This window comes from Flavobacterium sp. W22_SRS_FK3, assembly GCF_052113665.1.
In the GTDB taxonomy this organism is placed as follows: Bacteria; Bacteroidota; Bacteroidia; order Flavobacteriales; family Flavobacteriaceae; genus Flavobacterium.
Genome location: NZ_JBGQOF010000005.1, coordinates 159,190 through 181,656 on the forward strand (window position 1 = coordinate 159,190; position 22,467 = coordinate 181,656).

A 22,467-nucleotide genomic window follows, 5' to 3' on the forward strand; every position below is an offset into this window, starting at 1 on the left:
GTTGGTTGATTGTTAATAGTTGTTGGCTTAAGGCGATGTTTCCATCAAACTATAAATCAATAACTATCAACAAAAATTAAAATCCGCTTGGTTTCAAATGTAGACCTGTGGTTTCTTCTAATCCGAACATTAAATTCATGTTTTGAATCGCTTGCCCTGAAGCACCTTTGGTTAGGTTGTCAATGATTGAGGTAATCAAAATCCGGTTTCCCTTTTTCATTAAACTGATGATACACTTGTTTGTTTGTACGACTTGTTTCATATTGATGTTTGTCGTTGTCACAGTTACAAAAGGTTCATTTTTATAGAAATCCTCGTATTTTGCAACAGTTTGTTCCAGACTTTCGTCGGATGTTGTATATAAGGTTGCAAAAATCCCTCTTGGAAAATCTCCTCTGTTTGGAATAAAAAGCAATTCACTTTCAAAATCATCCTGCAACTGAACCAGACTTTCTGAGATTTCTCCCAAATGCTGGTGTTCAAAAGCTTTATAATGCGACATATTATTGTTTCTCCAACTAAAATGCGAAGTTTCTGAAAGTCCAACTCCAGCGCCTGTGCTTCCGGTTGTTGCATTAATATGAATGTCATTATTCAACAAATTATTTTTAGCTAATGGCAATAAAGCCAATTGAATAGCTGTTGCAAAACAACCCGGATTTGCAATATAATTGGCTTTTTTAATGTCAGCTTTATTCAATTCGGGTAAACCGTAAATAAAATCTTTACCTTCAAAATGAGCATCTTTGTTCAATCTGAAGTCATTTCCTAAGTCAATAATTTTTGTGTGACTTGCAAATTGATTTTCCTGCAAAAATGAAATCGATTTTCCGTGTCCAAGGCATAAGAAAACAACATTTACATCCGGATTAATCTTATCAGTAAAATTCATTTCAATATCTCCCATCAAGTCGTGGTGCGCCACAGAAAGCGGTTTGCCCGAATTTGTTGTGCTATAAACAAAATCGATGTTTACATTGGGATGATACATTAATATTCTGATAAGTTCTCCAGCCGTGTAGCCTGAACCACCAATTATTCCAATATTAATCATATTTTTTATTTTTTAACTATATTGTTAAATCGAATTCGATTTTTAATATCTTTTGTGTTTTTAGATTAGCCAATTTTAAAAAGTTGTCTAATCCCCTAGTTTTTTTAATCAATAGCCAAAATAAATTTTGCGGATACAAACTTTATGTAATATGCCTTTATCTGCTCAGGACTTAATGATTGTGTGTCATGTGGAGATTCAACATTATAAACTTCTATATAAGTAGAATTTGCACCAATTTCAATATATGGAGGAACTCTTTTAATAGGAGTTAATATTAATCCGTTATAATTGGCTGTTATGCTGGATGTTCCTTTTACAGCAACATTATTTGGGTTATTATATTTTATTTCATAATGTAATCGAGATGAATTATTACCTGTGTCGGCTGTAAATTCAAATAATAAAACTTCGTAGCTAATCTCTTTTAATTCTTCTTTTTCAGGTGCGACAGTATCACTTGAGCAGCCCAGAAACATTAAAAGAATTGGAAATAGAAAAAATACTTTTGTTTTCATAAAATTAAGTTCTATTTGTTAAATAAATAATCACATTAATCATGATCTAAATGGTTTACAGATGAAAATATGTTTTGTGCATTCCCTAAAATCTTAATAAATCCTTTTGCATCGTCAGACGTCCACGCGTTGTTCATTTCTCCATATTGACCAAAACCAGTATTCATCAAATCGTTTTTAGATTCGATTCCGTCAAGCGAAAAATGATATGGTTTTAAGGAAACTGTAACCGTTCCGTTTACTGTTTTTTGTGTGTCTTGCAAAAATGTTTCGATATTACGCATTACCGGATCTAAAAACTGCCCTTCGTGAAATAACATTCCGTACCAGTTGCCTAGCTGCTCTTTCCAATATTGCTGCCATTTTCCAAGCGTATGTTTCTCTAATAAATGGTGCGCTTTGATGATAATTAACGGAGCAGCAGCTTCAAAACCAACTCTTCCTTTAATCCCGATAATAGTGTCTCCAACGTGAATGTCTCTACCAATTGCATAAGCATTTGCCAGTTTTTCAAGAATAACAATGTTCTTTTCAGGAGCATTTTTTTTTCCGTTTATTGCAACTAACTCACCTTGTTCAAATTGCAACATCACTTTTTCTTCGCCTTCTCTTTGCAGTTGTGAAGGATAAGCTTCACTTGGCAAAGGCTGACTTGAAGTTAAGGTTTCTTTTCCTCCAACACTTGTTCCCCAAAGTCCTTTATTGATAGAATATTGTGCTTTTTCCCAAGAATAATGTACGCCGTTTTTAGCTAAATAATCAACTTCTTCCTGTCTTGACAATTTCAAGTCTCTGATTGGCGTGATAATTTCAATTTCCGGAGCAATGGTCTGGAAAATCAAATCAAAACGAATTTGATCATTTCCTGCACCTGTACTTCCGTGTGCAATCGCACTTGCTCCTACTTTTTTAGCATATTTAATGGCTTCAATTGCCTGGAAAACACGCTCGGCACTTACCGATAACGGATAGGTATTGTTTTTTAATACATTTCCAAAAATTAAATATTTTATAGCTTTGTCATAATATTTATCTACGATTGTAAGGTTGGCGTGTTGTGCGCTTCCTAATTCGTAAGCTCTTTTTTCGATTGCAGATAATTCCTCTGCATCAAATCCTCCTGTATCTACAAGTACGGTGTGAACTTCGTATCCTTTTTCATTTTTTAAATATTTCAAACAATACGAGGTATCCAATCCTCCACTATAAGCTAATACAACTTTTTTCATTTTTTATAATTTAGGCTAATACTTTCGTATGTAGCAAGTTTGAGATTCTTTTTATATTTTAATACTTAAGATAAAAAAAACAAAGACAACATTTTATTTAAAAATAAAGCTTGTTTTATTTTTTTTAATCTTTTCAAAACAGCTTCATTAAAAGGATGTCTTGGCGGATCTTTTGGCTTATCCTTTGGATCATATAACATTCCTGTACAGAGGCACATTTTGTTTTCCTTACTTTTGAGAATTTCGTAATTGGTACAGGTTTTACAGCCTGACCAAAAACTAGGATCAGTTGTCAGCTCAGAGAATGGTACAGGCTTATATCCTAAATCAGAATTGATTTTCATAACTGCCAAACCAGTTGTGATCCCGAATATTTTTGCATCAGGATATTTTTTTAAAGAATAATCAAAAACTTTTGATTTGATCTTTTTGGCCAAACCTAAGTTTCTGTAATCAGGATGCACAATTAAACCTGAGTGTGCCACGAATTTTCCGTGCTGCCAACTTTCGATATAACAAAAACCTGCAAATTTTCCGTCTGCTAAAGCAATCATTGCATCACCATTAGACATTTTTTTCTGAATGTATTCAGGAGTTCTTTTAGCAATCCCCGTACCTCTTAGCAAGGCAGATGATTCTATCGTATCGCATATTTCCTGTGCGAATTTGAAGTGTTCTTCCTGAGTAACAACAATAGAGATCTTCATTTCAATAGTTGAAGTTAGAGTTAAATATTAAAACGCATTGTTTGTTTTGAAATCCAAAAAACAAGCTAATAAAATTAGAAAATACAGAAGTAACATTCTCAAAATCAAAAAGTTGATTATGAAAATTTTTAAAAAAATAAATACTTTTGGTATATGTTTGCCCAAAGGACAACTTATGTGATTTCAAAATGAAAATGAATATAAATAAATACGCGACGAAAAACTCTTTGAATACTATAAAGATAGCATCCGTACTTCGGGAGAAGCACCAGGAGAGATTGTCCGTGACAAAGAAGTTATATGTAAACTTATTTTATTCATCGATGCAAAAGTACACTATTTTTTCATTTAGAAAACTAATTTTTAAAATTCTAACATTTTTTTAATGTTATGTTATTTTTTAAATAAAATAAGCCCGATAGATTTACATAAACCTATCGGGCTGAATTATTTACATAATTTATTTTAGTTTTTAGTAAATGGTATCACTTGACCATTCCCCAAAACAATCATATCAAATGCTGTTTTAGATTCGTTAAATTTGAATTTTAATCCTGCTCTTTTAGATTGAAATGTATCTTTTTCGCCTGCAACCGGCTCAACAGAGAACTTAGGAAAGTTTGTAATCTCTACGTTCAAAACACTGTTTTTTTCTGTTATATCAATTTTTAACGGTGCATTTTTTGTGGAATAGTTTCCTAAATATCCATCTAAAATAACATCCTTCTCTATTTTACCTTTTCCTGCAGTCCAGATGTTATTAGTATCATTGTGATCTGGAAAAGCATGATCGGGGTCCAGCGTTATACTTTCTATTTCTTCGGTAGAATCGTGCTTGAAAGACCATTCTTTATTTCGTTGCCAAATTTCAACAGGCAAATTAACTCTTGTTACTTTTCCGCTTTTTGTTTTCACATCCAATACAATTGGCATTGCCATTTTATCTAAATTTTCAACAGAAATAATAACTCCCTTTGAAGGATCATTTTTTACATACTTAATTGAACTTACACTCTGATCAAAACGCCAGTTGTTAACAAACCAGCTTCTCCAAAACCAGCTTAAGTCTTCTCCGGCAACATTTTCCATTGACCTAAAGAAATCATCTGGTGTTGGATGCTTGTATGCCCAGCGCTCAATATAAGTTCTAAATGCAATATCAAAACGCTCTTTTCCTAAAATCTGTTCTCTTAGAATTATCAAACCGGCACTTGGTTTAAAATAACACAACATCCCAATATTTGTTTCCTTCATATTATCAGGAGAACTCATAATCGTTTCTAAATCCGGTCTGGTAAAAGGTTCAGCCTGTTCATGCAAATCAGTTGGTTCTTCTTTATATTCGCCATTATTAAATGCTGCTGTACTTAATGAATTGATAAAAGTATTAAATCCTTCATCCATCCAGGCAAATAAACGTTCATTTGATCCCACAATCATTGGAAACCAAATATGACCAAATTCATGATCAGTAACACCCCATAAATCTTGTCCTTTGGATTTCCATCCGCAAAATACAATTCCTGGATATTCCATACCGCCTTCATTTCCGGCTACATTTGTGGCCACCGGATAAGGATACTCAAACCATTGTTTAGAATAATGTTCAATTGAGGCTTTTACATATTCAGATGAACGTCCATAAGCATTGTTACCCGAACTTTCAACAGGATATGCAGATAAAGCTAAAGCCTTTTTACCACTTGGTAAATTTATTTTGGCTCCATCTAAAATAAAAGCAGGAGAAGATGCCCATGAAAAATCCCGTGCATTTTTAATTTGATAATGCCATGTTTTTTCAGAGACAATATTTGAATTAGCTGCTGCTGCAACTTCTTCAGCAGATCGAATCATTACCGTTTTGTCACTTTGAGAAGCCTCTTTGTAACGTTTAAATTGTTCTGCTGGCAAAACCTCAGAACCATTTAACAATTCTCCTGAACCCACAACATAATGAGTTGCAGGAACTGTAATTTTTACATCAAAATTACCATATTCTAAATAAAACTCTGATGCTCCAAGATAAGGTGCCGTATTCCATCCTCTCACGTCGTCATACACGCACATACGCGGATACCATTGTGCAATCGTAAAAATCTTACCGTTTTTTGTTTCCAGAACTCCCATTCTGTCTGATCCTTCAAAAGGCGCAATGAATGAAAAGTCAATTTTTATTTTTACAGAAGCGCCTTTTGAAGCTAACTCTTCTGGAAGAAAAATTTGCATTCTGGTATCTGTAATTATATATTTAACTTCAGTCTCTCTTTTTTTCTTTCCTGAAATTACTTTTACTGATTTGATTTTATTTCCACCATCAAAAATTTGTCCTTGAGCTCCATTGCGGCTGCCTGTTAAAGGTACAACTGCATTTCCTCTTGAATCATTTTTGAATAAATTCTGATCTAAATTCAGCCAAAGAAATGACAGATTATCCGGGCTATTATTGGTATAGGTAATTTCATCTGTACCAATAATTTCATTTGTTGATTCGTTTAATTTTACTTTAATTTGATAATCTGCCCTGTTCTGCCAGTATTCAACACCTGGCTTACCACTTGCAGAACGTGTTGCAGTTCCGTTTTTTGTGTAAAAATGTGGTGCAAATGCATCATGATAATCATAATTGTTAACAGGATTTACTGCTGTTGTAGTTGGCTTTTCTTGCGCCCAAACAGAAGAAATTCCAATAAAAAAAGCCATACTTAATAAGGCTTTCGGAAAATTTGTTTTCATATTTATACCTATTTATGTAACAAATTAATGAAAAAAAAAGCTATTTAAAGAGAAAAGTAAAAGCTTTAATTTAATTTTAGCTAAATTTTATTAAAATAACATTTTATATTGTTTTACTCATAAAATTAAATTTAAAAAATATATTTACAATTATAAAACTAACTCCAATCAATTTTGAAAACAACTATATCAAATAAAACACTAAGTGCTTCTGTAAAACATGCAGGAGCTGAGCTATTCTCTATTATCAATAATCAAAACAAGGAATATATTTGGGATGGTGATCCAAGGTTCTGGCCAAAACATTCGCCAATTCTTTTTCCAATTGTTGGAAGTTTACAAAGTGATACATACACTTTTAACGAAAAAAAATATCATTTGTCAAGACATGGGTTTGCACGTGATATGGAATTTCAATTGATTGAACAAACAGAATCCTCAGCTACTTTTTCCTTAACATATAATGAAGAAACACTTAAAAAATATCCTTTTAAATTTGAGTTGCAGATTATTTACAGACTTGAAGCCAATAAACTAAATATAGGGTACAAAGTAATCAATAAAGAAGAAACACAAATTCCTTTTTCTATAGGTGCACATCCAGCATTTGCTTTACCAGAAGAATTTTCAAATTACAGTATTCAGTTTGAAAAAGAAGAAAAACTTGAATATTCGCTTCTTGAAAACGGTTTGATCTCTAATACAACTGAGGTTTTAGAAACTTCAAACAATACAGTTTCATTAAATTATAAATTATTTGAAAATGATGCTTTGGTTTTTAAGACTCTTGAATCTAATTCGTTAACTATTCTTAAAAACTCTAATCCATATATTAAAGTAGATTTTAAAAATTTTCCAAATTTAGGAATCTGGACAAAAGAGGATGCTCCTTTTATTTGTATTGAACCTTGGTATGGTTATTCTGATACAATTGAAAAATCTGGAGATTTATTTAAAAAAGAAGGAATAATAGTCTTAGAAGCAAATCAAACATTCAACACTTCATTCGATATAGAAATCTTTTAATTTAAAAACAACAAAACCCATTTCGGAATATTCAAAATGGGTTTTGTTGTTTTATACACAAATTAGAGATTATCTACTCCATTCTGAAATACTGTCTTTATTCATTTTTACATAATCCTGATTATTTGCAGCTTCAGAAGCAGCCAAAGAAATCTTAGCTGTTTCAATAGCACCAGCTTTATCACCTTGTCTCGCCTGAATTAATGATTTTAACCTTGTAAGGTAATATGGTTTTTCAGTACTCAATTCTATGGCTTTGTCAACATATTCTCTTGCAGTGATCATATTTCCATTTGATTGAAATAAATATTGAGATGCTGCATAGTAATCATTCCATGTTGGTCCGGCTAAAGTTTTTTGAATGCTTGCTGTAGCAATTTTTGCAGTCGGCACTTCAAATTTTAGAGCCACATGCGAGTTTTCCCAGGCCATTTCCAAATAAGCAGAATTTTGATCCAAACCGTTGATGCCAATTGTAAATGTTTCAACCGGAGTTGGTAATGCATCTTCTTTAACAGTCGTTCTTAAAGCTACATAAGCATCACTCCAATTTTCCGGCAATCCCCAGTTATCAGTAGAAAGATAAAAAATCACTTCCCAGCTTTCTATTCTAGGAATAGTATAAATTGCATATTTTCCTTTTTTTAATGTCTTACCATCAATAACAACATCATCTCCAAAATTGATAATTGTATTTTCATTTGCTCCTGTTCTCCATAATTTTCCAAACGGAACTAAATTTCCAAATACAGCTCTTCCTCTGGCGCCAGGTCTGGAATAAGTAACTTCAACATCAGTTAATCCTACTGTTTGTTTAATATATCCCTTTGGACTTGCCTGTGGTGTTTTTATTTGTGCTTCTGCAACAAAAGGTGCCAGAATAACGGCTAATGCAATAAGTAATTTTTTCATATTTTTAAAAGTCTGTTTATTTTTTTTCAAATTTACAAATTCAAAAAAGGACAAAAGTTAAATTTTACTTAATTCAGTTACCTAATTGTGATATTTTAAAGGTATTTAACTCATTAAAATGATTAATAATTAAATTCGCTTCTGATAAATCCTGTCCTTCAGAATTTTCACTTCGGTAACCCACGCAAAAAATCCCTGCCCGCTTCGCAGCTTTTATTCCATTAGTACTGTCTTCAATGATGATACAATTTTCTTTCGGAGAAGCTGATAAAGAAGCCGCATGTACAAAAATTGCAGGATCTGGTTTTGATTGCGGAAAATCTTCACCACTCACAATTGCAGAAAAATACTGATGCAGATTAAATCGGGTAAAAACACGATCGATAGTAACTTTTGAAGCAGACGAGGCTAAAATCAACTGGACTTTGTTAGCGTGTAAATCTTTTATTAAATCTTCAACTCCTTGTAATAGACACAAATCTTCCTTAGTATCGAAAGCATTATTGAAGATGCTTCTTTTTCTTTGGATCAAATCCTCAACACCCTGTTCTATTGTTGGAAAAAAAACTTTTAATGTCTGAAACGTATTTCGTGTCGAAAATCCCGTAAAAGAAGTATACATTTCTTCTGTCACATCAATATTTAGCTCCGAAAATTGTTTATAATAGGCATAACGGTGAACCGGTTCAGTGTCGACAATTACACCATCCATGTCAAAAATTACTGTTTTTATCATTCCTCTTTTAATACTTTATTTATTATTCTCTATCAAATAACGAATTACGGTTTCAGCTGCATACAGTCCAAATAACCCTGGCATATAACTATTGGTTCCGTAAAAAGATTTTTTATAATTCGATCCATCAGTCATTCTTAAACTTGACTCATCCTGAATTTCAGAAGAAAAAACTACTTTTAACTTATCAATTTTAAATTCTTTCAAACGTTTTCGGATCGTTTTTGCAAAAAAACAATTTACTGTATTAGTAATATCGGTTACTTTCACTTTGGAAGCTTCCATTTTACCTCCAGCCCCCATACTGCTTATAATTTTGACTCTTTTACGTTTAGCAGAAATAATTAAATTTAGCTTTGGAGTAACGCTGTCTATACAGTCTAAAACATAATCAAACTCTTCAGAAACAATTTCGAAAGCTCGTTCTGGGGATAAAAACTCCTGTATACGTGTAAGTTTCAATTCTGGATTGATATCTTGTAGACGGTCACCCACAATCGTAATTTTAGGTTGACCAACGGTAGAATGCAAAGCTGGTAATTGTCTGTTTATATTAGTAATATCAACCACATCACCATCAACAATTGTCATTTTTCCAACTCCTGCCCTTGCTAAAAATTCTGCTGCAAATGAGCCGACTCCACCTAAACCTACCACCAAAACATTTGAGTTTTGTAAATTATTCAACCCTTCTTTTTTAAATAAAAGCTCAGCTCTTTCTGTCCACTCTGCCATATATTTGGTATTTATATTTTATTATTTTTAATTTTATTCAGTTTTAAAAACATTTTTAAAATTACTTGAGATAACCTGTTTTAAATCTCTTATTGTTAGTTCTTTATATTCAGAAGCCAAATCATAAACAGCATTAATACTTTCATCAATTGTATCTGTTTCCAAAAAAAATTTATCATTTGGAATACCCTGAAAAACATTTTTTAAATCAGGATTTCTAAGTAAATATTTTCCAAATGAAATATAAAAACCTTCTTTAATAAGCTGATTCGCAATTTGACTGTTTTTTGAAAATCCATGAATGATCATAGGAACAGATGTTTTCATTTTTTTCTTTATTTCAATAACTTCCTGAAAAGCAGCTACACAATGAATCACAACTGGTTTTTTATATTTTTCGGCTAAATACAATTGTTTTTCAAAAACCAAAATCTGCTGTTCAAACGGGATTTCGATTCGTTTATCCAGACCACATTCTCCAATTGCCAAACAATTATGTTCTTTCAACTTTTCCCCAATAATTTTTAAATCGGCATCAATTCTATTTTCAACAATATACCATGGATGAATTCCAATTGAATAGAAAGGAATTGAAGCATCAAAATCCTGCGGATATTGATTAACCAATTCCAAAATATCAGGATTATTTGTAAATTGATGTGTATGAAAATTGAAGAATTTCATTAATGAAAGGTTTTTACACCAGCTTCAATGGCTACGTTTAAGTCATTTTCTAAAGGAACAATTGGACATGAATATTTGTGATTATACGCACAATAAGGATTATATGCCTGATTAAAATCTATGTAAATAGTATTTCCTTTGGGAATTTTCAAATCAATATACCTTCCTCCAATATAACTTTCTTTACCGCAGGTTAAATCTGAAAAAGGCAAAAATAAATGATCCTTATATTCATTCGTTTTGGAAAGCTGAACATCCTGATAAACATTTAACTGCAATGCAACTTTATCTATTACAAAGTAAACAGTACCAAATTTAATGTATTTAGGCTTTCTGGCTGTCGATGTTTTCATTTCGAAAGCTTTTTCATTTTTCGCCTTTATGAATTTTGCATTTACAAAATACTTGTGGTTAGCAGAATAAAATTCTAACGTTTTAAATTTTTTTAAATCCTTCTCCTCCAACGGACTTGTCTTGGGGTCTGCAAATTCAGAATTAATCTTCTTCTGAAAATTCTCAACCTCTACTGGATCAAACTTCTTTTGGCAAAAGCCGGTATTAAATGCTAAAAACAAAACAAAAACAAAGATTTTATTCATTATTAAAATTTTAGCAAAATTAACCAAAAACAACAACTAAATTGTTCTGTTTTATTTTTTATTATTCTATCCACTCTTTTACACTCAAAATAAATTTCACAAAATACATTTGGTATGCATTAAACAAAAAAAATTAGAACAAACATAAATTAAGTTAATATATTGAACTTATTCAATTTTTTATTGATAATAATTTAGTAATAATCATTTTTAATATGTTTTTTTTAAATATTTTGTATTTTATATTATTTTTTTACATAAGTTTGCGTAATCGATTACACACTGATAATCAGTACTCTAATTTCAAACCATGTATTAAGAAGAATAGCAAATTTTAATAACCTCATTTTTATTAACCAATTAATCAACTTAAATTATTATGAAAACAAATTTTAAATTACTCGTATTGTGGTCAATTATTTCTTTTACTGCCTGTGAAACCAGCGATAATCCTGTAAAAGACACACAATCAGCTATTGATGTTCAGGAAACAATACCTGAAAGCAATTCTCTCACTGCTAAAACCACTACCGTAACAACCGAATCTGCATTAAGATCTGCAGTTTCATCTGCAGTTGCAGGCGATGTGATTAAAATTAGCGGCACAATAAACCTTACCCAGACATTAGAACTTTCTAAAAGCGGCACTTCAAGTTCAAAAATCAATATTACTGGAGGTGTTTTAAACTGTTCAGGTCAACCATCCGGCAGCTGGGGTGTAAAAGTAAACGGGAGTTACTGGAATATAACCAGTATGACGATCAAAAATGCACCTGATTGTGGTCTTGTTTTTCAAAGTGGTGGTTACAATTATGTTTATAATGTAACTACTTCTGCAAATGGAGATTCGGGTTTACAAATCTATAACGGAGGACATGATAATTACGTTCTTTCCTGTAAGTCGAACGATAATTATGACGCGGCAAATGGAGGAGAAAATGCAGATGGTTTTGCATGTAAATTATCTGCCGGAAAAAACAATGTCTTTGAAAGTTGCTCTGCTAATCACAATTCTGATGACGGATGGGATCTTTATGGACAACCTTATACAGTAACAATCAAAAATTGTACAGCCAGCAATAATGGTTTTGGTACAAATGGAGACGGAAATGGATTTAAATTAGGAAGCGCAGGTCAAAATGTTGCACATACCGTAACCAATAATACAGCTACAAACAATTTAGCCTGGGGTTATGATGGCAACGGAAATACAGGACATATTACTATTACAGGCAGCGGAGGCTCCGGTAATAAAAAAGGATTATTTACACGTCTGTATTAATTTACTCCCATAATACACTTAAAGGTTGTCTAAACCAGACAGCCTTTTTTTGTTTTTACCTTCGAAACAAAAGGATAAAAGCAGTTATGAGAAGTTTGAAAAAATGGCTGAATCTAAGAAAGAAAATAAATGATCTTAAACATATAACAAAAAAGACTTTGCTTAAGTGCAAAGTCTTTTTTATATCTTTGAAAAAATTAATTTCCTATGTATAAAATTTTAGCTAAAATAAACAAAATCCTTTTACCTAGTTTTACTAAACAAGGTTTAGATATTGCTAAAGCCAAAAAATGGCAGATGGCTATTATTGGTTATCGTGCTTATGTCACAAAACGAGCTTTGTAATAATTACAAATATCTTTCTGAAATTATTCCCAGATGATGATTTTGATGTCCGGTAATAATAAATCCAATTGCTCTGACAGAAATAGCAGTATTTGAAGCTGTTCCAAAAAACAAAAGTTGATCTTCATTCAGACTTTCAAAAAAACTAATTGTTGCTTTTCTGACATTTTGATATTCAGCCAATAAGCTTTCTATAGAACGTGAATTAGCAAATGCAAATGGCACATATTCATTTTCTTCAAAACCCGGCAAAGGCGTTTTATCTCCCCTACTGATTCTTAAAGCACGATAGGCAAAAATACGTTCTGTATCGATCATATGCAGGACAACATCTTTAATTGTCCATTTTCCTTCTGCGTAACGATATTCTAATTTTTCAACCGGAATATTTTTTACAAAATTAACCAGCTGAAGTAATCCATCGATTAAACCTTCCATTAATGCTTTATCATCTGCAGCTTTAATATAAGTCGCATTAAAAACAGAATACTCATTTGTTGATAAATCTGAAGCTTTCATAAATTTAAAATTTAAGCTGAGTTTCTACTTGCATTTGTATTTCCAAACAATGAACGGGTCACAATTTTTTCATATACTTTAATTAAATCCTGATCGATTACCTTTTCTTTATTCAATTCATTAATTCTTAACAAAGCATATTGTTGTATTGTCAATAAAGGCAATACAATACGTTCTCTTATTTGAATTGAAGCTTTACCATCAGGATAATTCTCCATAAGAGTTTTGTGACCTGCTATTTTAAGCAAAAGACGTTCTGTTTCTACAAATTCATCGTAGATTATTTGCCAAAACTCTCCGAACTCGGGATCTTTTCTCATGTAAGCCGTTAAAGGCAAAAATGATTTTGCCAACGACATCATACTATTTTCCAAAAGAGTCTTAAAAAACAAAGAATTATGATACAACTCGCTTACTTTCTCCCATTGATTCGTTTCTTCAAAATGTTTTAAAGCTGATCCTACCCCAAAAAATCCAGGTACATTTTGCTTTAATTGGCTCCACGATCCTACAAAAGGAATAGCTCTTAAATCAGCAAAATCCAATTGTTCAGATTTACTTCTTTTCGATGGACGGCTTCCGATATTGGTTTTAGAATAGTATTTTAATGTACTCATTTTCTCTAAATACGGTATAAACTTAGGATGATTTTTAAAACTTAAATATTTATCATATCCTAAATCTGCCAATTGAGTTAAAATTTCTGTTTCTTCAGCACTCAGCTCGTTTTTTTCTTTACTAAAAACCTGATTAGTTACTCCCGCACTTAATAAATTTTCAATATTATAACGACAAGAATCCAAGGTTCCAAAATTAGAACTAATAGTTTGTCCCTGTACGGTAATCTGAATTTCATTATTCTCAATTTTTGGCCCTAATGAAGCATAAAATTTATGCGTTTTTCCGCCACCTCGTGCAGGAGGTCCGCCACGTCCGTCAAAGAAAATAACTTTTATACCGTATTTTCTGGAAATCTCAGTAAGTTCAATTTTAGCCTGATAAATACTCCAGTTTGCCATCAAATAACCACCATCTTTTGTTCCGTCAGAAAAACCAAGCATAATAGTCTGCTTATTGCCACGGGATTTTAAGTGTGCTCCATATTCTTGATTTGTATATAACTGTTCCATTATTTTGTGTGCCTTTTGTAAATCATCTACTGATTCAAAAAGCGGAATAATATCAACAGTAGGATTATCCCAATTATTTAAACGAATCATGGCAAATGTTTCCATTACGTTCAATGCACTTTCATTGTTGCTAATGATATAACGATTAGCGCCAAATTCTCCATTATTTTCCTGAATTGTTTTAATAGCCTGTACAGACTCCAAAGTCAATTTAGTAATTTCATTTTCAAAATCAGCCGGATTCAAATCACCTTTAACTTTTGACAATACCACTAATTTCTCTTCTTCAGATAAATCGAAATAATTTTCAGGAAATATTTTTGAATCTGAATTTAAATAATGATTTACCACATCATGAAAAACAGCATTATGAATTCTACTATTTTGACGTATATCTAAAGTAGCAAAATGAAATCCGAACAAATTAATTTTAACCAACAAAGCCTCTAACTCATCTAAATATAAAGACTGATGTTTTTCTATAATTATGGTTCTAATTTTATTCAACTGAGTCAATAAATCATCTAAAGTTATATAGATTTCTCCTTTAGAATAAAAAACAGACCTATAAAGTTTATATTCAAGTTCTGATACCAAAGTATCTACACCTGAGAAAGTTAACTTTCTTTTTAAATTCCTCATTTCAACATAATAACATTTCAAAATTGAAGTACGCAAACGTTCTGCAACTTTTAATGTTATATCGGTTGTTACAAAAGGATTTCCATCACGGTCTCCTCCAGGCCAGAAACCAAGTTTTATTAACTGATTTTGGATTGCTTCTCCCTGAAGAATGTTTTTTTGTAAATAATGAACTATTTCTCCTGCAGTCTCATAAAACACATTTTCTAAATACCAAATCAAACTTACCGCTTCATCGTATGGATTTGGCTTTTCATTTTGTATAAAGGGAGTTTTTCCTAACTGAGCCAATAATTGTTTGATTTTCAACAAATCATTCAATCTGATCGCCTCTGTCAAATCATTTATAATACCAAGAACCGGCCCTGGATAAAATTGCGTAGGATGTGCTGTTAAAACCGTTCTTACATTAAAGTTTTCCAGAAAATCAATTAGTTCATCGTCTTTTTCTTTAGCATCTGACTTTTCTTTAATATCACGAAGAGAACCTCGGCCTTCCAAATTATTCACAACAGAAAAAGCCGCATCTTCGATTGCATCAAATAGTACAATTTGACGTTCGATATACTGAATAAATCGAAACATTAAACCTATTTTTTCGGTTTCAGATGCATTATTTAAAAATTTATCTGAGAAAAAGTCAAAAATTTCTTTTGGAGTTTCCTGTTTTTTAAATCCTGTTTCGCATGTTTCTGTGAATAACGGTAGCAAAACCCCTGTGTTATCAATAGAATCAAAAGGTAATGTTATAAAAACACTATTATAAATATGATATTTAGAGAGAACATCTTGATTAAAACGTTCTATTTTAGGTAACGTGTACATAATCTTTTTTATAGTTGATTGGTTATTTAGTCATAAAAAAACCCCAAGAAAACTTGAGGTTATATTTTTTTAATATAGCATTCAAGAAAATATTACATATTTTTAAAAATAGTGTGCATCAAACGTTTCTTGTCGTTAATACTTTCTTCTAATGAAATCATTGTTTCAGTTCTGTAAACGCCCTCGATATCATCAATCATGAAAATAACTTCTTTTGCATGCTTAGTATCTTTTGCTCTAATTTTGCAAAAAATATTGAATTTCCCCGTAGTTACAGATGCTACTGTTACAAATGGAATTTGGTTAATGCGCTCTAATACAAATTTTGTTTGAGATGTATTATTAAGAAACACCCCTACATAAGCAATAAATGAATACCCTAATTTATCGTAATCCAAGGCTAATGAAGATCCCATGATTATACCGGCATCTTCCATTTTTTTTACTCTAACATGTACAGTTCCGGCAGAAATCAACAATTTTTTCGCAATGTCAGTAAACGGAACTCTCGTATTATCTATTAACATATCTAAAATCTGGTGATCTACTTCATCTAAACGAAATTTACTCATAATTCTTTAATTAATATTACTAATTTGTATTACAAAGTATAAAAATATATATAAAAAACAACAAATTCACATAAAATTTAACTTTTAATCAATCCGTTAACAAAATTAACGTTTTTATTTAAATAAAAGTTTGCTTTTTGATCAGTTTTCGGAAAATTGGTAAAATCATCTGAATACTCAGCTCCTTCTGCATCATATTCATAATGCCCAAAGTAATTTTCTAATTCTCCTGTTTCGACTATATAAGCATTAAATTGAATTTTGCCATCAATCAATTCTTCTTTGTATTGAGCGACAAAATTCGTAATAATTTCGATACCATCATAATTTATTTTGATATTTTTATACATAAAATCATAAAAAACCGCTTTATTTTGTGAAATATTCAAATAATCAACAATCCTATTATTAACTATAACGTTTTCGAAAAGCGCTTTAAAACTAATAATAAGTGAAAAGAATATGAATTTTCTGGTAATCTCTCTCGAATAATCATTTTGAAAATGACCCGCTTCAAACAGAATTGTTGGCACTCCTAAATACTGAAAGGTATCCCCTATACAATTGATATTGAATGAATCATCAAATCGACCAACCTGACCTGGTATATATTTTTGAAGCTCATCATTTATAGCAGCAATCAAATTAACTGCTTTTAACCTGCTCTCATTAATCTCCCTTTCTTCATTATAAGAAGGAGCTAAAAATGATACCGTAGCAGGCTTGCCGGTTTGACCTGCTCCAAAAATGGTACGCTGATCATGTAAATTGAAACAAAAATGAGGCTTAAAAGTCTCAAAAACTTCACGAAGAATTCTGCTTTCAGGCTGAGTTAAATTTTGAGAATCCCTATTTAAATCAATTTGATTTGCATTTACACGAGTATACAACGCAGCTCCGTCTGGATTTAATATCGGAATACAATAAAATGTAAAGGTCTCAAGCATATTCTGAGCAAACTCAGAACCACTATTCAAAACATTAATGAAATCAAATAATGCCTTGGTAGTTGTACTTTCGTTACCATGCATTTGAGACCACAGATAAATTCTTGTTTTTCCTGAGCCAATCTCATAGCTATATATAGGTTTATCTAAAACCGATTTTCCAATAATCTTCACCCGGCCATGAGTATTAATTCTATCCAATAGAGGTCGAATATGCTCTAAAGTTAAATATCTGCCAGCTATTGACTGCTCTTTGTACTGATTGAAAATTTCTTCTAAATTCATTTGCTTTTCGATTAGTTCACAAAAGTAAAAATCTTTACTTTTACAAATGTAAACTTATAAATCTATATAACATTTAAGAATGTAAACAGTGTATAATCTTTTTAAAAAATAAATTACAAAAATATTAACACAAAAAAAATATTTATAATATTAAATACTTAATATATTATTTATCAATATTTTAAACACACCTATATATAGTATTAAATTAACAAAAAACACACATTAGCAGATTTTACAACTGTAAATAACATCTTAAATTCTTATTTTTTACATTGATAACTACAAAACTAAAAAACAACAATTTACAATGGTAAACATTGACGACTTTGTAAAAAGATTAGAAATCATACTTGATTATTATACACTAAACGCTTCTTCATTTGCAGATAAAATTGGTGTTCAGCGTTCAAGTATGTCACATCTCCTATCCGGCAGAAACAAACCTAGTTTGGATTTTGTAATGAAAATTTTGGAAGTTTTTCCAGAGGTTGACCTGTATTGGATTTTAAGTGGCAAAGGAAATTTTCCTAAAAACAATGATGAAAATGTAATTCAAAAAAAAGAAAGTAAATCAGAAATACCTTCAATTATCTCTAAGGAAAAGATAGCGTCTGAAAATTTTTCTGATACAAAAAACATGATTCTAAAATCAGAAGGAAATGAAATTGAAAAAATTGTATTTTTTTATACAAACGGAACATTCAAAACTTACCTTCCTTAAATTTTAAAATTTTGTTTACTTAAAATTATTTATAGTTTAATGGAGTCTTATTTAAGCAAAAAAAATAACCTTAATTCAAAATTTGAAATAAGGCTATTTATTAATAAAAATATTATAAAGTAATTTTATTTTCTTAAAACAAAAACAGAAGTAACACCTGCTTCAGCTCTAACATTTAAAGGGGCAAAATCGCCCGATGTAGGTGGAAAGCTATAAGTCAAAACTTCCCCTCCAGCATTCAGTCTTTCTGCAACATATATTTTTTTTGTTACAGGATCATAAGCAACGTCAACAGGATTACCTAACATGGAGTTGGGACCATAAACTCTAATTTGGTTCGCCATAGCAATTGTCCCTGAAGCTGCAGTTGAATTAAAAACAGTGGAAAAGTTTTTAATTACAATTAATCCCCCATCTGTTGCTGATGCAGCACTGGCAACATCTGTTAAAATCATAATATCATCACTCGCTGAATACGTTATTCCATGTGAGCGTATTAAGCCCGCAATTGTAACGCGTTTAGTTGCAGCAATTGTTGTTAAGGAAATATTATTCATAAAATCTTTAAACAAAACAATATCTCCAGTCAAATCTACAACTGCATACAAATCATTGCCGTTAATATGAATTCCCCAAAGCTTAAAATCTGTGGTAAATATTTTTAATAAAGAAAAACCTGCAGACGTTTTTTTATAGACAAAAAGCTTATTCACCATACCGTTTGAATCTAACTGATCCTGAGCAACTACAACAATATCTCCTGACACTGCAGTTTCTCTGGCATTTGTAAATTCTCCTGTTATACTGCTTAATGACAGCATCAAATTATCGGTTCCTGATTTTAATGCATTTTTAATCCCGGTATACGTTTCTAATTTATTATTGCTTCTTGAAGCTACTATAACAGCATCTGATTCACTGTTATATGAAATTCCTTCAGCGTCCTGCGATGCTATTGTAAAAGATTTTACCATCGCAGTTGTAGCTAATAAATCTGTAACAGTGATTTTTCCAGAAGTATTACTTGAAGTGACCAGAGTTGATTCTAACTTATTAGCAACAGGATCAGAATCGTTATTATCACAAGAAGCAAAAAGTAAAATTAAAAAAGCGGAGGTAATAAATAAATTTTTCATATATAATTGTTTAAGGTTAATTATATGTACGAAAAACTTATTTATTTGGATTTTTTACTTTAACCGATTTAGGTACTTTTCTGTTTTCAAAATACTTTCTTATTGATCAAAATGAAAACTATTTTTATAAATCTTGCCTTCAACCTTTTTATAATGTTTTTTCAAAGACAATAAATCAGTTTCATAGTTTTCTGTCGGAAAAAAAGCTTTTCCTAAATTGACTTCTTTTTTTTTCCAATCAAATGCAACAGGAATTATAGGTACTTTTGCTTTTAGTGCTATGTAATAAAATCCGCTTCTAATTTCTGAAACTTTTCTACGGGTTCCTTCCGGAGCAACTGCTAATCGAAAAACATCTTTTCTTTCAAAAATAGATGCAATTGCATCAACTTTATTCAAGCCTCCTGATCGATCGAGTGGCTCACCTCCCACACTTCTAAAATAATAACCAAATGGAAATTTGAATAATTCTTTCTTTCCTACCCAGTTCATCTCTAAACCGGATATTCCTCTTGTAAAAATTCCCAGATAAAAATCATGATTGCTCGTATGAGGCATTACCATCATCACACATTTTTTTACTTCAGCATTCTCAATCCCAACTATTTTCCAGCCCATTAGCTTAAAAAAAAGAAATTTATACAATTGTTTCTTCATTAAAATCTCATATTTCGCACAAAATAAAAAAAATTAATGCTAAATTTGGGTAAAAGCGCAAAAAATGATTCAAAAAATATTTAGTTATTTAATTCCAATCAAAATATTTAAAAAAAGATCAGCTCGCAGTAAGATGATTGAAGTTACCTGGGCTAATGGTGAATTAGTCTTAGATTCGGAAAACACAAATTACTCTTATGGAAGTCTGCAGCGTATATTAAGGTATGGATTAAGAAATATTGGTTTTAAAACTATTCAAAAAATGAATCATATTTTAGTTTTGGGAGTTGCCGGAGGAAGTGTTATAAAAACGCTGGTCGATGAAATTGAATTTAAGGGCAAAATAACAGGAGTCGAAATTGATGATGATCTGATTCAGATTGCAAATGAATATTTTAACCTTTCTCAAATAAAGCAATTAGAAATTATTATCGATGATGCCTTTGAATTTGTTTTGAAAACTAAAGACCAATATGATTTAATTATCATTGATGTTTTTGAAGACACAAATATGCCTAATTTTTTATTTGAACGTTTTTTTAGCGAAAGAGTATGTTCTATTTTAAAAAAACAAGGTTTTGTTCTTTTTAACACTATGATACTTGATGAAAAGCATAATATTAGAAATCGTAAATACATTTCTGAAATAAATCCTAAATTATATGCTACTAAAATGCTGCCCCGCGTAGAACACCATAACGAGTTAATTATTATTGAAAAAGTTGCCTAATCTTATTATGAAACCTCTTGCATCTATATTAAAAAATTTCCCGCCCTCAAAAGTAATCGATCCAACTATAGATTATTCTAAGTACATTACTTTAGATTTATCTGTAAAGAATCAGAATTTAACCGCAAGTAAATCAGGAAATTCAGCTGATTTTGAGGAATACATTATTGATTATTTAAAAAAAAATAATGCCGAAGTTGCTTTTGGCGGTTATATTGAAAGACGAACTTTATATCAGCGGAGTTCCATTTTTAAAAGTGATTTGATTTCTGAACGAAACATTCATATTGGTGTTGACTTCTGGATAAAAGCAGAAACACCAGTTTTAGCTGCACTTGATGGAAAAATACATAGCTTCAAAAATAATATTGGTTTAGGAGATTATGGCCCAACTATCATTTTGGAACATCAAATCGAAAATGAAAAATTTTATACTTTATATGGACATTTATCGTTAGAAAGTATAGAAGGGATTAGTGTTGGTGATTTTTTAAAAAAAGGAGAATATTTTGCAAAAATAGGAAATTCAAAAGTTAATGGGGATTATGCACCACATTTGCATTTTCAAATTATTAAAGACGTGGGAGATTATTGGGGAGATTATCCTGGGGTTTGTAGTACAAAAGATTTAAATTTTTACATTGAAAACTGCCCTGATCCCAATTTATTATTAAAAATAACATAAATAGTTATGAAGAAAGCAGGATTGATTATATGTTTGCTATTATTATTAGGTTGCAAATCTAAAACAGTAAGCAGAACCACTGAAGACATAAAAATTAAAAAAGTATCAGAGAACGAAGTAAATTCGAATCAGCAAAACAAAGCCTATTCATTAGGAAAACGAGTTCTTGAAACATGCAACACATCGAAATTCAAACCTTTCGATGAAACCGAAGTAACAAAATCAGTTATAGAAAATACAACTGAGGAACGCTTAACCAAAACCTGTTTAAGATTTCGACAATATTATGGGAGTTTTATTGATTTAAAATTAGATGGCGTTTATAAAACCAAACAGGAAACGATTTACCGCTACCATGCCTTATACACAAAAAAGGTAGCCAATAAAGAGCTTCGTGTTTTTGTAAACGATGAAAATTTGATTTCTGCCATAAAATCAATGGATTGGGATGAGAAATTTGATTCCAAAATAATTGAATAATACCTGATAAAATATATGAATTTTAAATTATCCTTTTTTTTGTTTCTTTTTATTTCATCTTTTGTCAATGCTCAGCAAACAATAAGTGTTAAAGGTTCAAAACCATTTCCGGCAACTGAAAACTATACTTTTATTTGTGAAAAATATATTCTTACAGGAGAGGTTGATGTCCAGATAGCAAAAACTGATAAGGGCGGGATTTTAAAATTGACAATCGCTACTGCAAATGATCAAGCAAGAATTTCCGGAGGTGTTTATGTTGATTTAGTTAATGGAGACGTAATAGCTTGTGTAGATAGAAACAGTAAAGAAACGGAAGAAGGAAAAACCACTTCTTATTATTATTTTACACCATCCGAATTTACAAAATTAAAAAAAACGGATATTTATGCAATTCGATTTATAATAACAGGAAATTCTAATGCGTTTGGAAACCAAACTGGTTATTTTACGGCAGTAAGCAGAAAAAATTATTTTTCAACTGCTTTTGACAAATCTAAAAAAACTTTTGATACAGCCTCTTCAATTAGTCTTTTATAAAAGCCTGTTTCACCAAAAATAATCTTACTTTTATA

General features: G+C 31.1%; 24 protein-coding genes. 8 read left to right on the forward strand and 16 right to left on the reverse strand.

Annotated features, from left to right (window positions below; translation table 11 throughout):
* Positions 1 to 76 precede the first annotated feature (76 nt).
* The 5 genes from argC to ACEN2I_RS06690 all read right to left on the reverse strand — a co-directional run bounded on the left by argC (position 77) and on the right by ACEN2I_RS06690 (position 6,241).
* Complete coding sequence (gene argC, locus ACEN2I_RS06670) at positions 77 to 1,054, reverse strand: N-acetyl-gamma-glutamyl-phosphate reductase (protein WP_441765318.1); 978 nt, start codon at positions 1,052 to 1,054, stop codon at positions 77 to 79.
* 104 nt (positions 1,055 to 1,158) lie between these two features.
* Positions 1,159 to 1,572, reverse strand: a complete 414-nt coding sequence (locus ACEN2I_RS06675) for a hypothetical protein (RefSeq protein WP_441765319.1) — start codon at positions 1,570 to 1,572, stop codon at positions 1,159 to 1,161.
* A 35-nt stretch (positions 1,573 to 1,607) separates the two neighbouring features.
* Entirely contained in the window at positions 1,608 to 2,801 is a 1,194-nt protein-coding gene (locus ACEN2I_RS06680) for an argininosuccinate synthase (RefSeq protein WP_441765320.1), read from the reverse strand.
* Positions 2,802 to 2,866: 65 nt separating this feature from the next.
* On the reverse strand, positions 2,867 to 3,508 hold the full coding sequence (locus ACEN2I_RS06685) for a GNAT family N-acetyltransferase (RefSeq protein WP_441765321.1): 642 nt from the start codon (positions 3,506 to 3,508) through the stop codon (positions 2,867 to 2,869).
* A 465-nt stretch (positions 3,509 to 3,973) separates the two neighbouring features.
* A complete protein-coding gene (locus ACEN2I_RS06690) occupies positions 3,974 to 6,241 on the reverse strand; it encodes a M1 family metallopeptidase (RefSeq protein ID WP_441765322.1) in 2,268 nt (755 codons plus the stop codon).
* 174 nt (positions 6,242 to 6,415) lie between these two features.
* Here ACEN2I_RS06690 and ACEN2I_RS06695 point away from each other — a divergent pair, with 174 nt between their 5' ends.
* Positions 6,416 to 7,267 (forward strand): aldose 1-epimerase family protein, encoded by an 852-nt coding sequence (locus ACEN2I_RS06695; protein ID WP_441765323.1) that lies wholly within the window; start codon positions 6,416 to 6,418, stop codon positions 7,265 to 7,267.
* Between the two features lie 69 nt (positions 7,268 to 7,336).
* Here ACEN2I_RS06695 and ACEN2I_RS06700 read toward each other — a convergent pair whose 3' ends face one another.
* The 5 genes from ACEN2I_RS06700 to ACEN2I_RS06720 form a co-directional block, all read right to left on the reverse strand.
* Entirely contained in the window at positions 7,337 to 8,179 is an 843-nt protein-coding gene (locus ACEN2I_RS06700; protein WP_441765324.1) for a DUF2911 domain-containing protein, read from the reverse strand.
* Positions 8,180 to 8,252: 73 nt separating this feature from the next.
* Positions 8,253 to 8,915 (reverse strand): HAD family hydrolase, encoded by a 663-nt coding sequence (locus ACEN2I_RS06705; RefSeq protein WP_441765325.1) that lies wholly within the window; start codon positions 8,913 to 8,915, stop codon positions 8,253 to 8,255.
* A 15-nt stretch (positions 8,916 to 8,930) separates the two neighbouring features.
* Positions 8,931 to 9,650, reverse strand: coding sequence for a tRNA threonylcarbamoyladenosine dehydratase (locus ACEN2I_RS06710; protein WP_441765326.1), 720 nt, complete (start codon positions 9,648 to 9,650; stop codon positions 8,931 to 8,933).
* A 33-nt stretch (positions 9,651 to 9,683) separates the two neighbouring features.
* A complete protein-coding gene (locus ACEN2I_RS06715; protein WP_441765327.1) occupies positions 9,684 to 10,334 on the reverse strand; it encodes a TatD family hydrolase in 651 nt (216 codons plus the stop codon).
* Complete coding sequence (locus ACEN2I_RS06720; protein ID WP_441765328.1) at positions 10,334 to 10,933, reverse strand: DUF1684 domain-containing protein; 600 nt, start codon at positions 10,931 to 10,933, stop codon at positions 10,334 to 10,336. The genes ACEN2I_RS06715 and ACEN2I_RS06720 overlap by 1 nt, the downstream gene beginning before the upstream one ends.
* Before the next feature lie 379 nt (positions 10,934 to 11,312).
* Here ACEN2I_RS06720 and ACEN2I_RS06725 point away from each other — a divergent pair, with 379 nt between their 5' ends.
* A complete protein-coding gene (locus ACEN2I_RS06725; RefSeq protein WP_441765329.1) occupies positions 11,313 to 12,215 on the forward strand; it encodes a right-handed parallel beta-helix repeat-containing protein in 903 nt (300 codons plus the stop codon).
* A 207-nt stretch (positions 12,216 to 12,422) separates the two neighbouring features.
* Positions 12,423 to 12,560, forward strand: a complete 138-nt coding sequence (locus tag ACEN2I_RS06730; protein WP_441765330.1) for an SsrA-binding protein — start codon at positions 12,423 to 12,425, stop codon at positions 12,558 to 12,560.
* 3 nt (positions 12,561 to 12,563) lie between these two features.
* On the opposite strand, the gene ACEN2I_RS06735 is transcribed toward ACEN2I_RS06730, so the two are convergent.
* From ACEN2I_RS06735 to ACEN2I_RS06750, 4 genes are all read right to left on the reverse strand, one after another.
* The gene (locus ACEN2I_RS06735; RefSeq protein WP_441765331.1) at positions 12,564 to 13,079 is read right to left on the reverse strand and encodes a DinB family protein; all 516 of its coding nucleotides are present in this window, start codon (positions 13,077 to 13,079) and stop codon (positions 12,564 to 12,566) included.
* An 11-nt stretch (positions 13,080 to 13,090) separates the two neighbouring features.
* Complete coding sequence (locus tag ACEN2I_RS06740; protein WP_441765332.1) at positions 13,091 to 15,676, reverse strand: phosphoenolpyruvate carboxylase; 2,586 nt, start codon at positions 15,674 to 15,676, stop codon at positions 13,091 to 13,093.
* 92 nt (positions 15,677 to 15,768) lie between these two features.
* Entirely contained in the window at positions 15,769 to 16,248 is a 480-nt protein-coding gene (locus ACEN2I_RS06745; RefSeq protein ID WP_007805990.1) for an Lrp/AsnC family transcriptional regulator, read from the reverse strand.
* Between the two features lie 77 nt (positions 16,249 to 16,325).
* Entirely contained in the window at positions 16,326 to 17,480 is a 1,155-nt protein-coding gene (locus ACEN2I_RS06750) for a M14 family metallopeptidase (protein ID WP_441765333.1), read from the reverse strand.
* Positions 17,481 to 17,790: 310 nt separating this feature from the next.
* Between ACEN2I_RS06750 and ACEN2I_RS06755 the strand changes: the two genes are divergently transcribed.
* On the forward strand, positions 17,791 to 18,204 hold the full coding sequence (locus tag ACEN2I_RS06755) for a helix-turn-helix domain-containing protein (protein ID WP_441765334.1): 414 nt from the start codon (positions 17,791 to 17,793) through the stop codon (positions 18,202 to 18,204).
* Between the two features lie 125 nt (positions 18,205 to 18,329).
* On the opposite strand, the gene ACEN2I_RS06760 is transcribed toward ACEN2I_RS06755, so the two are convergent.
* Both ACEN2I_RS06760 and ACEN2I_RS06765 read right to left on the reverse strand, forming a co-directional pair.
* Entirely contained in the window at positions 18,330 to 19,340 is a 1,011-nt protein-coding gene (locus tag ACEN2I_RS06760) for a hypothetical protein (protein WP_441765335.1), read from the reverse strand.
* A 99-nt stretch (positions 19,341 to 19,439) separates the two neighbouring features.
* Positions 19,440 to 19,958 carry a 1-acyl-sn-glycerol-3-phosphate acyltransferase gene (locus ACEN2I_RS06765; protein ID WP_441765336.1) on the reverse strand — a complete coding sequence of 173 codons (519 nt, stop codon included), beginning with the start codon at positions 19,956 to 19,958 and terminating at the stop codon, positions 19,440 to 19,442.
* 103 nt (positions 19,959 to 20,061) lie between these two features.
* Here ACEN2I_RS06765 and ACEN2I_RS06770 point away from each other — a divergent pair, with 103 nt between their 5' ends.
* Genes ACEN2I_RS06770 through ACEN2I_RS06785 form a run of 4 tightly spaced genes read left to right on the forward strand, consistent with a single transcriptional unit; the run spans position 20,062 to position 22,432 of the window.
* Entirely contained in the window at positions 20,062 to 20,727 is a 666-nt protein-coding gene (locus tag ACEN2I_RS06770) for a spermidine synthase (RefSeq protein ID WP_441765337.1), read from the forward strand.
* Between the two features lie 7 nt (positions 20,728 to 20,734).
* Positions 20,735 to 21,412: a peptidoglycan DD-metalloendopeptidase family protein gene (locus tag ACEN2I_RS06775; RefSeq protein WP_441765338.1), complete on the forward strand. Its 678-nt coding sequence runs from the start codon at positions 20,735 to 20,737 to the stop codon at positions 21,410 to 21,412.
* Positions 21,413 to 21,418: 6 nt separating this feature from the next.
* A complete protein-coding gene (locus tag ACEN2I_RS06780; protein ID WP_441765339.1) occupies positions 21,419 to 21,892 on the forward strand; it encodes a hypothetical protein in 474 nt (157 codons plus the stop codon).
* A 15-nt stretch (positions 21,893 to 21,907) separates the two neighbouring features.
* The gene (locus tag ACEN2I_RS06785; RefSeq protein ID WP_441765340.1) at positions 21,908 to 22,432 is read left to right on the forward strand and encodes a hypothetical protein; all 525 of its coding nucleotides are present in this window, start codon (positions 21,908 to 21,910) and stop codon (positions 22,430 to 22,432) included.
* Positions 22,433 to 22,467: the final 35 nt, after the last annotated feature.

Coding starts and splice junctions, on each gene's coding strand:
- argC (WP_441765318.1), bottom strand. CDS start 1,054: ATGATTAATATTGGAATAATTGGTGGTTCAGGCTACACGGCTGGAGAA.
- ACEN2I_RS06675 (WP_441765319.1), bottom strand. CDS start 1,572: ATGAAAACAAAAGTATTTTTTCTATTTCCAATTCTTTTAATGTTTCTG.
- ACEN2I_RS06680 (WP_441765320.1), bottom strand. CDS start 2,801: ATGAAAAAAGTTGTATTAGCTTATAGTGGAGGATTGGATACCTCGTAT.
- ACEN2I_RS06685 (WP_441765321.1), bottom strand. CDS start 3,508: ATGAAGATCTCTATTGTTGTTACTCAGGAAGAACACTTCAAATTCGCA.
- ACEN2I_RS06690 (WP_441765322.1), bottom strand. CDS start 6,241: ATGAAAACAAATTTTCCGAAAGCCTTATTAAGTATGGCTTTTTTTATT.
- ACEN2I_RS06700 (WP_441765324.1), bottom strand. CDS start 8,179: ATGAAAAAATTACTTATTGCATTAGCCGTTATTCTGGCACCTTTTGTT.
- ACEN2I_RS06705 (WP_441765325.1), bottom strand. CDS start 8,915: ATGATAAAAACAGTAATTTTTGACATGGATGGTGTAATTGTCGACACT.
- ACEN2I_RS06710 (WP_441765326.1), bottom strand. CDS start 9,650: ATGGCAGAGTGGACAGAAAGAGCTGAGCTTTTATTTAAAAAAGAAGGG.
- ACEN2I_RS06715 (WP_441765327.1), bottom strand. CDS start 10,334: ATGAAATTCTTCAATTTTCATACACATCAATTTACAAATAATCCTGAT.
- ACEN2I_RS06720 (WP_441765328.1), bottom strand. CDS start 10,933: ATGAATAAAATCTTTGTTTTTGTTTTGTTTTTAGCATTTAATACCGGC.
- ACEN2I_RS06725 (WP_441765329.1), top strand. CDS start 11,313: ATGAAAACAAATTTTAAATTACTCGTATTGTGGTCAATTATTTCTTTT.
- ACEN2I_RS06730 (WP_441765330.1), top strand. CDS start 12,423: ATGTATAAAATTTTAGCTAAAATAAACAAAATCCTTTTACCTAGTTTT.
- ACEN2I_RS06735 (WP_441765331.1), bottom strand. CDS start 13,079: ATGAAAGCTTCAGATTTATCAACAAATGAGTATTCTGTTTTTAATGCG.
- ACEN2I_RS06740 (WP_441765332.1), bottom strand. CDS start 15,676: ATGTACACGTTACCTAAAATAGAACGTTTTAATCAAGATGTTCTCTCT.
- ACEN2I_RS06745 (WP_007805990.1), bottom strand. CDS start 16,248: ATGAGTAAATTTCGTTTAGATGAAGTAGATCACCAGATTTTAGATATG.
- ACEN2I_RS06750 (WP_441765333.1), bottom strand. CDS start 17,480: ATGAATTTAGAAGAAATTTTCAATCAGTACAAAGAGCAGTCAATAGCT.
- ACEN2I_RS06755 (WP_441765334.1), top strand. CDS start 17,791: ATGGTAAACATTGACGACTTTGTAAAAAGATTAGAAATCATACTTGAT.
- ACEN2I_RS06760 (WP_441765335.1), bottom strand. CDS start 19,340: ATGAAAAATTTATTTATTACCTCCGCTTTTTTAATTTTACTTTTTGCT.
- ACEN2I_RS06765 (WP_441765336.1), bottom strand. CDS start 19,958: ATGGGCTGGAAAATAGTTGGGATTGAGAATGCTGAAGTAAAAAAATGT.
- ACEN2I_RS06770 (WP_441765337.1), top strand. CDS start 20,062: ATGATTCAAAAAATATTTAGTTATTTAATTCCAATCAAAATATTTAAA.
- ACEN2I_RS06775 (WP_441765338.1), top strand. CDS start 20,735: ATGAAACCTCTTGCATCTATATTAAAAAATTTCCCGCCCTCAAAAGTA.
- ACEN2I_RS06780 (WP_441765339.1), top strand. CDS start 21,419: ATGAAGAAAGCAGGATTGATTATATGTTTGCTATTATTATTAGGTTGC.
- ACEN2I_RS06785 (WP_441765340.1), top strand. CDS start 21,908: ATGAATTTTAAATTATCCTTTTTTTTGTTTCTTTTTATTTCATCTTTT.